The sequence below is a fragment of the Pseudoalteromonas sp. P1-8 genome (assembly GCF_001399985.1).
GTDB lineage: Bacteria > Pseudomonadota > Gammaproteobacteria > Enterobacterales > Alteromonadaceae > Pseudoalteromonas.
Window position 1 is genome coordinate 239,161 of sequence record NZ_LJSO01000006.1, and the last position, 14,349, is coordinate 253,509.

Genomic DNA, 14,349 nt, shown 5'->3' on the forward strand with positions numbered 1-14,349 from the left:
CTTGGCGGCTTATGGTTATGGATTGTTGTCATGTATTCACATATATCCTTAAAGCATAAAGTGACTTGCTGGTTAATACGAGAGATCTGCATACGTATTCAACAAAGTGAACGCGGCGATATCCAGCCCAGCACCTAAAAAGGTTTAGCAAAATGACAAGAATAACCCTGTTGCTACTACTATTGTTTAGTCAATGTTTATTGGCACAGCAAATACAGATAGTTGATAAGCAGAATCAACCTGTCAAAAATGCAGTGGTTTGGCTTAAAGGCTCAAAACAACTCACATCTCTTGATAGTCATTACACGATGAGCCAAAAAAAACGTGCCTTTGTGCCTCATGTGTTGGCAGTGCCACAAGGGGCTAATGTTGAGTTTCCTAACCTTGATTCAATCATGCACCACGTTTATTCATTTTCTAAAGCAAAGCAATTTGAGTTAAAGCTTTACCACGATAAACCAGAAAAACCGATTAACTTTGCACAATCGGGGGTTGTTGAGCTTGGCTGTAACATTCATGACTGGATGCTGGGTTACATTGTGGTTGTAGATGGGGGTATTTATGGGCAAACAGATGAGCAAGGTATGGTTGAGTTAAGCTTACCAGAAGGTAAGTTTACTTTGGCTGTTTGGCATGACCGCTTTAATGATATCAGCACACCAGAAACCATCGATATGACTAACAATGCAAAGTCATTGAGCTACCAGCTAAAACAAGCCTTATTACCAAAACTAGAATTAAGCAGTGACGAGTTTGATGATTATGAATAAATGGCAAGCTTTAGCACTGGCGAGTGTTTTTGGGTTGCCTGCAGTGGCATTTGCTGAGCATGATGGGCTGGTAACTGTTTCGGCTGTGCGTGGTGACCAACTAGCGAGCTATCAGCGCAAAGGAATTGGCTTATACCGTTATGACCAAGAGCATGATGGTGTTGTGATATCCCAAGCTATGCTGAGTAGTCGTTTTGAGTTAACGAGTGATTGGTCTGCGCATACAGTGCTTAACGCCCATCCTGATCCTGAACTAACAGTCGGTTTTACTCAGGCTTATTTACAATATCAACCGCTCACTGCAAGTCGTTACAAATGGGCTGTTAAAGCGGGTGGCTTTTATCCAAAAATGTCACTTGAAAACCCACAAAGTGGTTGGATGTCACCTTATAACTACACTAATTCTGCGATTAATAGCTGGATTGGCGAAGAGGTGCGGGCCTTTGGTTTAGAGGCAAACATCAAGCGCCCAGGTAGAAAATTTAGAAGTAACCATAGCTTTGAAGGCTTTGCTGCGGTTTTTAAAGGTAACGATCCAGCTGGAACACTCTTGTCATGGCGAGGGTTCGCTATGCATGACAGGCAAACCACATTCAATGAACAAATCGACTTTGCTATTCCACATTCTTTTGAGTGGACGCAGTTAGATAAGCAAGCTGAGTATGTTGAGCCTTTCGAAGAAGTCGATGGGCGCTTTGGTTATTACGTCGGTGCACATTGGGATTATCAAAAAAAATCGCAATTACGTGTTTATTATTATGACAACAATGGCGATCCAGGTGCGTTGAATACCCGTACTGGTCAGTATGCGTGGGATACACGTTTTTTAAGCGCGGCATGGTTATATAAGTTTAATAAGCAAACCCGGATTATTGTTCAGATCCTTGATGGTAAAACTGCGATGGGTACAAATCGTGGGGTAGACAATGATTTTTATAGTCATTTTGTTCTATTAAGTCACAAGTTGGACCAGCATCTTCTCACAATTAGGTATGATTATTTTAAGGTTAGCGATCATGATGATTGGCAATTTGATCCTAATCAAAGTCGTGGAGAAGCTTTAACCGCAAGTTGGCGTTATCAACTGTCGACCAAGTGGCAAGTAGGTGCTGAATATTCAGTGCTGAGCAGTGACGCTCAAAATAGACCTGGTATGGGATTTAATGAGCATAACTCGCAGCAGCAATTACAACTTTCAGCGAGCTGGCACTTTTAATTTCATACACTTTTTCAGTTTTTCTACTAACATTCTAATGAACGTGCTGATTAGAATTTGAATTAGGATAATGTATGAAGTTACAAAGCATTCGCGTCAAAAGTTCTTTGCCTATTGTGCTACTCGGCATTGCTATCGTCATTTTAATTGCTGGCTATACCTATCTAATTAACCTTCAAAAAGAAGCGATTGATGCACAGTCAGAACGCTTCTTAAATGCGGTCTCTGTGGTTGTTAATGCTGACCGAGACCTATACCAAGCTAAAGTCGCAGAGCTGCAACTCGTTACCCTAATGAAAGGTGATAAAGGCCAACTTACTGACCATCAAGAAAATGCCGAACAGGTTAAAGACCGTTTCAAGCAATATTTATCTTATATGTCGCCATATTCTGAGGTGACCGGTCAGTTTCGTAACTTTGATAGCGCATTTGACGCTTGGTATGCAGCATCAACAGCTCATATTAATAACCCAGCAAATGCTTCACAAAAACAAGCGTCTGAGCAAAGCTTTTCAGCACTACGTGATATTTTAGATAAAGCCGGAGAAGCGGCAGACAAAACCTCTCAAGCAGAGACAGAAAAGCTGATGGATAAAGTAATAGGCTTTAAAGTGATGCTTATGGTGATGATTGCTGTGGTTTTAGCTGTTGCTGGTTGGTTTAGTTATTTTGTGCCGCGCCAGCTTACAAAACAAATTAACTTTGTCACAGAGCGGATTAACGAAATAGCCTCTGGAGATGGTGATTTAACAGGTCGTATCAATGTTAAAACGCAAGATGAGTTTGCTGAGTTAGCAACCGCATTTAATCGTTTTTTAGATAATCTGCAGCAGTTAATCAAAGATATTTTAGAGCAAGCGAAAGAGCTACACAATCTAGGTAACGACTTAGATAACTTTGCTAATCAAAACCATCAAGTTAATCAAAAGCTCAGCCAAGCTTCTGAGTCGATAGTCAGTGCTGTACATGAAATGAGTGTAGCAAGTCGCGAAGTAGCTAATGTGGCGCAAAACTCATCTCACGAAGCCGATAATTCACAACAGCTAGCTAAACAAGGTTTAGCTGCGGTTGATAATTCAAGCCGTAAAATTATTGCGCTATCAGACAACATGGAGCATGCCAGCCAGCGTTCAACTGAGTTACAACAAAGCTCAGACAACATTGCTAAAGTGCTTGAAGTTATTCGTGCTATTGCTGAGCAAACTAATCTACTTGCACTGAATGCAGCAATTGAAGCGGCCCGCGCCGGAGAGCAAGGGCGAGGTTTTGCGGTAGTAGCTGATGAGGTTCGTACCCTTGCGACTCGCACGCAAGATAGCACTAATGATATTCAAACTATGGTCGAGCAGTTTGCTACAAGCGTAGAACAGTCACTGCAAGCTATTAACAGTGGTAAGCAATATGCCGATGAAGCGGTTGAGTCATTCACACAAACCAATGATGTTCTTAACTCAATGCAAGAGTCATCAGTTAAGGTAAATGATATGGCGATGCAGACAGCGCAAGCGACAGAAGAGCAAACTGCTGTAGCAGATGAAATTAGCCAAAATTTATCAGACTTAAATGACCAAACCCAACAAGGGGGCGGCTTAGCAAGTTCAACACAAGAAGTGGCTAATCGTATGAATCAACTCACTGATGAGCTCAATCATTTAGTGAATCGATTTAAAGTCTAATTATAAACCAACAAAAAAGGGCTCAATGAGCCCTTTTTACATCTAGCTAAAAACGCTTACTTTTTCTCAAAAGCACGCTTCATATAATTTGGTGTCGCTAATGCGCCGTGGTGAATACCTGCATTATAGTATTCTGTGCTTTGCGCCAGTGTATTTGCATCATCTTCACGAAACCCTGCGAATTCTTCTGACTTACGAGCAAGGGTTACTGACCATAAACCGCTTGGGTAAATTGGCTGTGGGAAAGGCAGCGTTTGTAGGTCAACAAAACCCACTTCTGTCATTGCATCACGCATTTCTACTAATAGTGGCATATGCATAAGTGGTGATTCACTTTGCTGAATTAAGATGCCACCCGGGCGAAGTGCAGTTAAACAGCTAGTATAGAAAGCGTGGTTGAATAAACCTTCGCCCGGACCAACTGGATCTGTTCCATCAACAATTACTACATCGATTGATTCTGGCGCTGCTTCACGCATGTACTTGATGCCGTCGTCAAACATCACTGTTGCGCGAGGATCTTGGTTTGATTCACACAGCTCAGGGAAGTATTTAAGTGACATTTGTGTCACGACTTCGTCGATATCAATTTGCGTTACGCTCTCAACACCTGGGTGTTTTAAAACTTCGCGTAAAGTACCGCAGTCACCACCACCAATGATCACAACATTTTTTGGATTTGGGTGTGCAAGCAATGCCGGATGGCTGATCATCTCGTGATAAAAAAAGTTTTCACGGCTACTTACCATAGTACAACCGTCAATAATCATCAGATTACCGAAGTCAGTTGTTTCGTACATTTCTACTTTTTGAAATGGCGATTGCTGTTCATCAAGCTTTTTAGTAATGCGTAATGAAAAGGCACTACCATCACGGTCACTAATTTCAGTGAACCAGTTGTTTTGATCTAAATTAGCCATCTTGCTTATACACTTTTGGTTAATGGTAAAAAAGGGGGGCAATTTTGCCAGTGCTTGACCAATTGCTCAATCAAATTTTAATCAGTATAGCGAATATTTTTTATCACTTTGGCATATAGCGCAATTTTTGTTAGCGTGGTCAGCCCTAGCGTATTAAAATGTGCGTTTATATTTAATGAAATTACAGAAGATATTGCCATGACTTGGGGTTTAGACAAAGCACGCGATACATACAATGTTGCTCATTGGAGTGACGGTTACTTTGACATTAACGCACAAGGTGAGCTGGTGGCTTACCCTGATGGCGATCAAACAAAAGCTGCGGTGTCTTTATCTGAACTAACCGAGCAATTCAAAAAGCAAGGTCTTACTTTACCTGTACTAGTACGCTTTACCGACATTTTACAAAATCGTGTTGATACCCTAACGAGTGCTTTTACCAAAGCCTGTAATGCCCGTGAATACCAAGGTAGTTATACCTGTGTTTACCCAATCAAGGTTAATCAGCAGCGCTCTGTGGTTAGTAAACTACTTGCTCATCCAAGTGGTTTAGTCGGCCTTGAAGCCGGCTCAAAGCCTGAACTTATGGCGATTTTAGGTGTAGCACAAGAGCCAATTACCATTGTTTGTAATGGCTACAAAGACAGTGAGTTTTTACGTTTAGCCTGTATCGGTCAAGGCATGGGCCATAAGGTTCATATTGTTGTAGAAAAACTGTCTGAACTAACCACCTTATTGGCTGAAATTGATGACTTAGGTATTGAGCCATCAATCGGTATTCGCATTCGCTTAAACTCGGTAGGTAAAGGTAAATGGCAAAACACCGGTGGCGAAAAAGGCAAGTTTGGTTTAACTGCAGGCCAAGTACTTTCTGCGGTTGAGCTACTTAAGTCACGTAATAAACTCCATTTAATGCAACTTGTGCATTTTCATATCGGCTCTCAAATTGCCAATATCCGTGATATTCATCGAGCACTGCGTGAATGTGCCCGCCATTTTGCAGAGTTAACGCAGTTAGGCGTACCACTAAATACAGTTGATGTTGGTGGTGGTTTAGGTGTTGATTACGAAGGGTCTGGTTCACGTAGTTCGTGTTCGATGAACTACAGTGTTGAAGAGTATGCACGTAATGTAGTGAATGCATTTGCTGAAGTATGCCAACAACATGATCTTAAGCACCCAGCCATTATTACTGAATCTGGCCGTGCGTTAACTGCGCACCACGCAGTATTAATTACAGATGTTATTGATGTTGAGCGTGCACCTAACCATGCGAATCCAACGGCGCCTGAGGCTGACAGCGTATTAGTGTTAGATGAAATGTGGCAGTGCTTACAGCGTTTAACACCACGTATGGCACTAGAAATTTATCATGATGCAATGCATCTATTTAGTGAAGCCCATGACCAATATGTGCATGGCCTACTCACTATGCTTGAATGGGCGAAGCTCGAGCAGCTGTATTTCACCATTTTACACCGTGTTCGAGCATCTCTCAGCGAGAATGCCCGTGCCCACCGTGAAGTGTTAGATGATTTAAACGAAAAGCTGGCCGATAAGCTATTTGTTAATTTCTCATTATTCCAATCACTGCCAGATGTTTGGGGTATTCAGCAGTTATTCCCAGTAATGCCAGTAGAAAACCTTCATCAGCCATTAACGCAACGCGCTATTATTCAAGACATTACCTGTGACTCTGATGGACAAATTCGTAACTATGTTGAAGGTACAGGTATTGAGAGCAGCTTACCTATTCCTGAGTACAAGCAAGGTCAGCAATACCACATTGCGATGTTCTTAGTGGGTGCGTATCAAGAAATTTTAGGTGATTTACATAACCTGTTCGGTGACACAGATTCAGTGCATGTTGAGCTTACTGAAGCGGGTTATCAGCTGACTAACGCAATTAAAGGTGACAGCGTTAAGGACGTATTAAAGTTTGTTGATTATGATAGCGACATTCTTGCTGAAAACTTTGCAAAACGGGTTAACTCACTGGCAATTGATGAGCAATCTAAGGCACAATATTTGTCAGAACTAAATGCAGGCCTTGCTGGCTATACGTATTTTGAAGATTAAGCATTAAAGGAATAAGTAGTAATGTCCATGATCCGTTGTGTGTTCAGTTTTATATTTTACACCCTCAATACACTTTTTTGGTTTGTGCCCATCTTTATTTGTGGCGTGATTAAACTGATCCCAATTAAGCCATTGCAAAAAGTAATGAGTTGGATTGCTAAGCAATGCGCCACTATGTGGGTGAGTTGCAACAGCATCAACCAAAATATATTTGCTTCATATAAGCTAAACGTGACAGGTCTTGAGCAACTAAAAGCGAAAGACTGGTACTTGGTGATCGCAAATCATCAAAGCTGGGTAGATATCGTTGTAATGCAACGCGTGTTTAATCGCCGCATACCGTTTTTAAACTTTTTCTTGAAAAAAGAGCTAATCTACGTTCCTTTTTTAGGCCTTGCTTGGTGGGCATTGGATTTCCCATTTATGACTCGCACGAGTAAAGCTCAGTTAAAGAAAAACCCTAAATTGCGTGGTAAAGACTTAGAAACCACGCGCAAAGCCTGTGAAAAATTCAAAGAAATGCCAGTAAGTATCGTTAACTTTGTTGAAGGTACGCGTTTTACACCGCAAAAGCACTCGCGCCAAAATAGTCCTTTTGAGCACTTATTAAAGCCAAAAGCGGGTGGTGTTGCGTTTGTTATGCAAGCGATGGGTGAGCAAATTTCCAAAGTGGTCAATGTTACTATTCATTACCCTGGTGGTATTCCTAGCTTTGTAGACTTTGCCAGTGGTCGTGTAAAAGAAGTCGAAGTGCGAGTAGAAGTGATGGAAGTAAGCCCTAATTTAATCGGTGATTACACCGGTGATGCTGAGTTTAGAGTTAACTTTCAAGCTGAATTAAACCGCATTTGGAATGAAAAAAACCAGCAGCTAGCCGAGTTAGAAGCAAAAACGCAGTAGTATTGCTAATGCAGTCGAGAGCACACTTATGTTAAAGAAATTTTTACCAAATTGGTTAACAGGCGTTCTAGTTAGCATTGTCTTGTTTGCTAATGTAATTATTTGGGGCACGCTTGTGCTGCTCTTTGGTGTGCTTAAATTAATACTTCCATTTAAAGTGGTTAGCGACATTCTTCATGCGGCCTATCGCGGTTGGTGTAAAGGTAACCGCTTGGCTTTGTGGTTAGGTTGCCCCACAATCGATATTGATATTAAAGGCAAAGTCAGTACAGATGGTTGGTACTTACTTATCTCTAATCATATGAGTTGGTTAGACATTGTTGTTCTAAGTGCGATTGATGTTTTACCCGCGCCAAAGTTCTTTTTAAAAGATGAGCTGAAGTATGTGCCATTCATTGGCACCGGCGCGTGGGCCATGGGTATGCCTTTCATGAAACGTGTTAGCAAAGCACAGCTGGCAAAAAACCCTAAGCTGAAAGGTCTCGATGTTGAGCGCACTAAGCGCAGTTGCCGCGACTTCCGTAATCACCCGACAACCATTATCAACTTTGTTGAAGGTACGCGCTTTACATGCCAAAAACACAAAAAACAAAATAGTCCGTTTACTTATCTTTTAAAACCTAAAGCGGGCGGTATTGCATTTGCCCTTGAGGTGTTAGGCGAACAGTTTGATGCATTATTAAATACCTCGATTATTTACCAAGGCGAGGGCGACCATATTTGCCGTAATCTGATGCGTGGCCGCCTTAATGTGATCAAAGTTGAAATGCACGTACAAGCAATTAGCGCAGAGATGATTGGTGATTATCAGCATGACCGCGCATTTAGAACGGCTTTTCAACAATATATTAATGAGTTATGGTTGCAAAAAGACGCTCAGCTACTAACTTATCATCAAGCCCAACAAGCTGAGTACCTTGCCAACATCAATAAAGAGGTTGAAGCACCATGAAGCAAACTCACCTGCAAGAGCTGGTGATGCCTTGGTTTGAATCAATGCCAGACGCGGCGCTGTTAAGTGCATTAACGGCTACAGCGATTGGCGTTGGCTCATTACTATTAATTTATATGTTTACCCGTCGACTGCTGTTGCCGGGTATTCAAAAGGTTGTTACACGCCTGTCTCCAGAGCGCATAGGTGCGCTTACTCCAATGCTCAATAAACTGAATCGTCGTTTTGCGGGGATATTGTGCTGCGTACTGTATTTGGCAACCTTTGATTATGTATATCCAGTTCATGATGTCGCTGCGTTGGTACTTAAAACCGTAGGTCAAGTTGCATTGATCATTTATGGTGGCTTCATTTTAAGTAGTGTGGTGAGCATTGCTGGTGGCATTTATAACCAACTTGATTTTGCCCGCGATATTCCGATTCAGGGTTTGATCCAAGTTGTAAAACTTATCACCTTTATGGTTTGCGCCATTCTCATTGTGAGCATTTTGCTAGAGAAGTCGCCAACTTATATTTTGTCTGGCTTTGGTGCGATAGCGGCGGTGACCTTACTCGTATTTAAAGACACCATTTTGGGATTTGTCGCCAGTATTCAAATTGCAGCTAACCGATTAGTGACATATGGCGATTGGATCCAAGTGGATAGCTATGGCGCGGATGGCGAGGTTATCGACCTTGGCTTAAATACGGTAAAAGTACGTAACTGGGATAACACCATTACAACCATTCCGACTTATATGCTGGTTGCTGGGTCATTTAAAAACTGGCGTGGCATGCAAGAGTCGGGTGGTCGTCGTATCAAGCGTTCTTTAAACATTGATATGAACAGTATTCGTTTGGTTGATGATGCGTTTCGAGAGCAAATTGATGCTGCTATTCCACTTAACGACTATATTCGTGTTTCAAGCTTGCCCGATCCGGTGACAAACCTTGGCTTGTTCCGTCGTTATGCTGAAGGTTACTTAAAACAACATGAAAAAATTAATCGTGATTTAACCTTAATGGTGCGTGAGCTACAACCGATGAATCACGGGTTACCTATTGAGTTTTACTGCTTTAGTGAAGATAAGCGCTGGATTTCATACGAGCACTTGCAAGCAGAGATTATGGATCACCTGCTTGCTGTGTTGCCAATCTTTGGACTCAGACCATATCAAAGTGTTACTGGGCAGTTAAATACAAGCGAAGCTCAAACAGGGCTAAAACCAAGTATTAAGGTTGCTAACCCTGTGCGCGAAAAAACTTAAAACTGACTAGCTAGCACGCTCAGTGCAATAAAGCCTAACAATAGCCACCAAATAGGTGGCTTTGCCATTCTTAGCCACGTAAATGCTGCAATGACTAAAGCTACTTGCCACAAACTTTGCACTGCCGATTGCCAAATAGGTGAATAAAGGGCGGCAGCTAAAAAGCCCACTACGGCCGCATTTAACGCTGCAATACTGCCCGCAAAGCGAGGCTTATCAGCCAGTTGTAGCCAGCTTTTCATAAAGGCTAACATCAATAAAAAGCCCGGTAAGAAAATCATGATGGTCGCGACAATGGCACCTATAAGTGGCGTATTTGGCGATACTTGTGCGCCTAAGTATGTGGCTATTGTGAACATCGGTCCAGGTATGGCCTGAGCACTGGCATAAGCTGATAAAAACTGCTCGGTTTCAAGGCTCGGCACGCCAGCTTGTAAAATGGGTAACACAACGTGGCCGCCACCAAAGACCATAGCGCCAGTTTGGTAAAATGGGGCAAACAAAGAAAATCCTTCGCCTAAAGGTAAAAAGCTGATCAGTAACAAGACTGTAAATAAAAAAAGCGGTAACCAAGCAATTTTCACAGGTTTATGTTCTTGGTTCTCTGGCAGTTTAAGCTGAGGATAAAACCAACCTATGGCCGCAGCCGCAATCAGTACTAAAATTTGACTCGATAACTGTGAGAATACAATCAGTGCAATCGTGCTCAATACCGCGATTAGCTTATGTAAGTGGTTTTTGCAAAAGCTCATTGCCATACTGTAGGTCGCATCGGCAACAATCACCACAGCAAAGAGCTTAAGCCCGGCAATTACCGCAAAGTAAATATCACCAAATTGGTGAGCACTAAGAGCTAGAAAAAACATAATTAAAAATGAGGGCAGGGTAAAGCCAATAAAAGCACACAGGCCTCCCAGTACTCCTCCTTTTTCAACCCCCATAGCAAAGCTAACTTGGCTTGAACCAGGGCCTGGTAATGCTTGGCTTAGGCTTATCAATTGCGCATAGCGCTCAGCAGTGAGCCATTTTAAGTTATCAACAAAGTGGCGCTTAAAATAACCAAGGTGTGCCGCAGGACCGCCAAAGCTCATACAGCCTAATAAAAAGAATTGTTTAAAGATGATAAATAACATTACTGTTGCCGTTACAGGATGATTGTTTCTATTATGACAAAATTGTATGACATTTTTGTGGTTTTTATGACACAAGGCCGTCTACAATATAGAGAACGAGTGAACGTAGTTATGAGTATCACTATGAAACGCTATATTACCAGTTTATTGTTATTACTTTGCAGCAGCTTTGCACTTGCAACCTCTTTTGAGAAAGTTGTGGTGGCTGTTGATCATGCGCCTCCTTATGGCATGGTCTCTGAAGATGGTAGAGTCAGTGGCGCAATAGTGGATATTATGCGTGAAATGCAGCGTACCTTGCCTATCAAGCTTGAGTATGTCGCTTGCCCGTTTTCTCGTTGTTTAAAAATGCTCGAGCAAAATGAGCTAGATGTAATGGGCGGGCTTATTCGCACAGAAGCGCGTGAGCAAAAAATGCAGTTTCTTACTCCACCATACATGATGCTGTCATCTTCTTTTGTGTTTTATGCCAGAGCCGATAGCGAGCTTAAAATAAACAATTATCAAGACCTAGTCGGTAAGCGTATTGCGGTAATGCGAGGCGCTGCGCACTTTCCTCGTTTTGATAGCGATAAAACACTCACCAAAGTCGAAGCGTTAAGCGAACATAATGCTTTTGATATGTTATTAAAGGGCCGCGTTGAGTTGGTAATTGCTGTTGAAACCACAGCTGATCATGCCTCAGTGTTTTTGCAGCGACCTTCGCAAGATATCGTAAAAATGCCTTATCGCTATAAAGATGTTATTTATGGTCACATTGCCCTTAGTAAGCAGTTTGCAAGCTCGGGTTTAGCCGAAAAAATTCAAGAACGCCTCAATACGTTAGTCCTCAATGGCCGTTTAACAGAATTGGTCAAAAGTTATAACTTACCTCCGGTTACTGCTGTAGCAATCGATAAGTAACCCATTCTTCATAGTTTGTTCATAGACGTTCATTCATAATTGTTAACAATTCAATTTGAATAATTGCCATGGAGAGATACATGACTTTTACAAAATCAGTTTTAACAGTGGGCGTATTAGCCGTTCTATTAACAGGTTGTGAGACTACGAATACAGGTAAAGGCGCTGCGATTGGTGCTGCTACAGGTGCAGTACTAGGTAAAGCAACTGGTGACCATGACGATAAACGTATTTTCATTGGTGCGGCTATTGGTGCATTAGCAGGTGCAGCCGTTGGCGATTATATGGATAAGCAAGAAGAAGCATTTCGCGATGAGCTAGCAGGTTCAGGTGTTGAAGTGGTTCGTGAAGGCGACAATATTCGTCTAGTGATGCCATCAAATATTACCTTTGCAACTGATCAATCTTATATTTCTTCTGGCTTTCATAGCACCCTAGACGCAATTGCTAAAGTAATGAATAAATACGAAAAAACCTACTTAAGCGTTGAAGGTCATACCGACAGCACAGGTAAAGATAGCTACAATATGACGTTATCTCAACAACGTGCGCAAAGCGTAAAAGATTACTTAGTTAATCATCAGATTATGTCTGCACGTATCAGCACGCGAGGCTATGGTGAAACACGTCCTGTGGCGAGCAATGACTCAGCAAATGGCCGAGCTTTAAACCGCCGCGTAGAAATTCAGATCGTACCGAATACACAAGGTTAGATTTTATATCTAGATTTGTGGTCAGGTTTGATATGCCCTTTCAAACCTGACATTTCCCTTCTTAATCTCGATTAAACTGTAATTCGCACAATTGTTTATACAATGGGTTAGTCTCAAACAATTGCTGATGCGTACCCGTTGCAATAATTTCTCCTTTATCCATCACGACAATCACATCGGCGTGTTTAACTGTGGCTAAACGATGGGCAATAATCAGTGTTGTTCTGTCTTTCATTAGATGCTCAAGGGCAGCTTGTACATGAAACTCACTTTGTGCGTCGAGTGCACTGGTTGCTTCATCAAGCAATAAAATGGCAGGGTCTTTTAATATTGCGCGCGCTAGTACTATACGTTGTTTTTGCCCACCTGAGAGCCTAACACCTTGCTCCCCTAAAAAGCTGTGGTAACCATCTGGTAGTTGCTTAATAAACTCATCGGCATGGGCATATTTAGCCGCAGCATATACTTGCTCGTCGCTGGCGCTTGGGTTGCCATAACGTATGTTATGCATTACGTCTGAGCTAAATAAAATTGGGTTTTGTGCCACCATCCCCATTTGCTGGCGTAAGCAATCAAGAGAAAGTGCTTTTATGTTTATTCCTGCCAGCGAAATACTCCCAGAACTTGGGTCATAAAAGCGCTGTAGTAATTCAAATAATGTTGTTTTACCAGCGCCTGATGGGCCAACGATTGCAACAGTTTGCCCCTGTTTTACTTGTAAATTCAGCGCATTTAAAGCGGCTTTATCTGGCCTTGAAGGGTAATGAAAAGACACCTCATTAAACTGGATAGCAGGGTGATTAAGCTTGTTTTCCTCAAGTTGTGCATCATGATTTGTATCTGGACTTTTTATCATGCTTTCAACGGCGAGTAGCTCTAATAATCGTGCAGCTGCACCTGCTGCTCTTTGCAACTCACCGTACACTTCGGCAACGGTTGCTACAGACATCGCCACCATAATCGCATAAAACACAAAAGCACCTAGCTCACCACCTGTCATGGTGCCAGCTAATACGTCGCTGCCGCCAACCCAAAGCATCACGCTAATAGCACTAAAGGTCAGAAATATTACCGCTGCAATCAAAAACGAGCGCTGTTTGATTCGGCTCCTCGCTACTTGAAACGCCTTGTTGGTTTCTTCGCTAAATGCGGCTTTTTCACGCTCTTCGTGACTATAACTTTGCACGACTTTGATATTTTGAATGATCTCACCAGCATAGGTGCTGATATCGGCAATGGCATCTTGGCTTGAGCTAGCCAGCTTTCTCACTTTTCGGCCAAAAATCATCATCGGCAGTAGTACCACGGGTACGCAGGCAACAACCACAAGAGTTAGCTTTAGGTTGGTGATAAGTAGCATAGCCAAGCCACCAATCAGCATTAAGCTACTGCGTAATGCCATCGAAAAAGAGGAGCCAATGATAGATTGCAACAAGGTGGTGTCGGTGGTTAGTCGCGACATCAGTTCGCCGCTGCGGTTTTCTTCAAAGTAGCTTGGGTGTAATGTAACGATGCGATCAAACACGGCTTTACGGATATCGTTACTGACTCGCTCACCAATCCACGACATTAAATAAAAGCGACAAAAAGTACCTACAGCCAATAAGCTTATTAAACCAATCAATACCATCACCGCTTGTTGAAGCTGAGCTTGTGAGCCTGCAATAAAGCCATGGTCGATAACAAATTTAACGCCTTGTCCTAGTGACAAGTTAACACCGGCCGTAAGCAGCAAGGCGCCAAGGGCTGCAAACACCATCCATTTATAGGGCTTTATAAAAGCTAAAATCGGTAACAGGCTACTAAATGCGGCCTTTTCTTTATTGTTAGACATGCTAGA

The 14,349-nt window shown here is 42.2% G+C and carries 12 protein-coding genes; 9 read left to right on the plus strand and 3 right to left on the minus strand.

Features of this window, described 5'->3' with window-relative positions; translation table 11 throughout:
* Nucleotides 1-152: 152 nt before the first annotated feature.
* The 3 genes from AN213_RS10770 (at nucleotide 153) to AN213_RS10780 (ending at nucleotide 3,662) form a co-directional block, all read left to right on the plus strand.
* Entirely contained in the window at nucleotides 153-770 is a 618-nt protein-coding gene (locus AN213_RS10770) for a methylamine utilization protein (RefSeq protein WP_054562849.1), read from the plus strand.
* Nucleotides 757-1,986: a hypothetical protein gene (locus AN213_RS10775; RefSeq protein WP_055198614.1), complete on the plus strand. Its 1,230-nt coding sequence runs from the start codon at nucleotides 757-759 to the stop codon at nucleotides 1,984-1,986. The genes AN213_RS10770 and AN213_RS10775 overlap by 14 nt, the downstream gene beginning before the upstream one ends.
* 74 nt (nucleotides 1,987-2,060) lie before the next feature.
* Nucleotides 2,061-3,662, plus strand: coding sequence for a methyl-accepting chemotaxis protein (locus tag AN213_RS10780; protein WP_054562847.1), 1,602 nt, complete (start codon nucleotides 2,061-2,063; stop codon nucleotides 3,660-3,662).
* Between the two features lie 56 nt (nucleotides 3,663-3,718).
* Here the strand turns inward: AN213_RS10780 and speE are convergent, their stop codons facing one another.
* Nucleotides 3,719-4,582, minus strand: coding sequence for a polyamine aminopropyltransferase (gene speE / locus AN213_RS10785; protein WP_055198615.1), 864 nt, complete (start codon nucleotides 4,580-4,582; stop codon nucleotides 3,719-3,721).
* A 198-nt stretch (nucleotides 4,583-4,780) separates the two neighbouring features.
* Between speE and speA the strand changes: the two genes are divergently transcribed.
* From speA to AN213_RS10805, 4 genes are read left to right on the plus strand one after another with little or no spacing between them, the layout of a single operon-like run.
* Nucleotides 4,781-6,661, plus strand: coding sequence for a biosynthetic arginine decarboxylase (gene speA / locus AN213_RS10790; protein ID WP_055198634.1), 1,881 nt, complete (start codon nucleotides 4,781-4,783; stop codon nucleotides 6,659-6,661).
* A 21-nt stretch (nucleotides 6,662-6,682) separates the two neighbouring features.
* Nucleotides 6,683-7,561 (plus strand): acyltransferase, encoded by an 879-nt coding sequence (locus AN213_RS10795; protein ID WP_054562845.1) that lies wholly within the window; start codon nucleotides 6,683-6,685, stop codon nucleotides 7,559-7,561.
* Nucleotides 7,562-7,589: 28 nt separating this feature from the next.
* Nucleotides 7,590-8,513, plus strand: coding sequence for an acyltransferase (locus AN213_RS10800; protein WP_055198616.1), 924 nt, complete (start codon nucleotides 7,590-7,592; stop codon nucleotides 8,511-8,513).
* On the plus strand, nucleotides 8,510-9,760 hold the full coding sequence (locus tag AN213_RS10805) for a mechanosensitive ion channel family protein (protein WP_054562843.1): 1,251 nt from the start codon (nucleotides 8,510-8,512) through the stop codon (nucleotides 9,758-9,760). The genes AN213_RS10800 and AN213_RS10805 overlap by 4 nt, the downstream gene beginning before the upstream one ends.
* Here the strand turns inward: AN213_RS10805 and chrA are convergent.
* Nucleotides 9,757-10,893 carry a chromate efflux transporter gene (gene chrA, locus AN213_RS10810; RefSeq protein ID WP_055020515.1) on the minus strand — a complete coding sequence of 379 codons (1,137 nt, stop codon included), beginning with the start codon at nucleotides 10,891-10,893 and terminating at the stop codon, nucleotides 9,757-9,759. The genes AN213_RS10805 and chrA overlap by 4 nt on opposite strands.
* 123 nt (nucleotides 10,894-11,016) lie before the next feature.
* Here chrA and AN213_RS10815 point away from each other — a divergent pair, with 123 nt between their 5' ends.
* Both AN213_RS10815 and AN213_RS10820 read left to right on the plus strand, forming a co-directional pair.
* The gene (locus AN213_RS10815; protein ID WP_082401673.1) at nucleotides 11,017-11,796 is read left to right on the plus strand and encodes an ABC transporter substrate-binding protein; all 780 of its coding nucleotides are present in this window, start codon (nucleotides 11,017-11,019) and stop codon (nucleotides 11,794-11,796) included.
* Between the two features lie 80 nt (nucleotides 11,797-11,876).
* A complete protein-coding gene (locus AN213_RS10820; protein WP_054562840.1) occupies nucleotides 11,877-12,509 on the plus strand; it encodes an OmpA family protein in 633 nt (210 codons plus the stop codon).
* A gap of 61 nt (nucleotides 12,510-12,570) precedes the next feature.
* Here the strand turns inward: AN213_RS10820 and AN213_RS10825 are convergent, their stop codons facing one another.
* On the minus strand, nucleotides 12,571-14,343 hold the full coding sequence (locus AN213_RS10825; RefSeq protein ID WP_055198617.1) for an ABC transporter transmembrane domain-containing protein: 1,773 nt from the start codon (nucleotides 14,341-14,343) through the stop codon (nucleotides 12,571-12,573).
* Nucleotides 14,344-14,349: the final 6 nt, after the last annotated feature.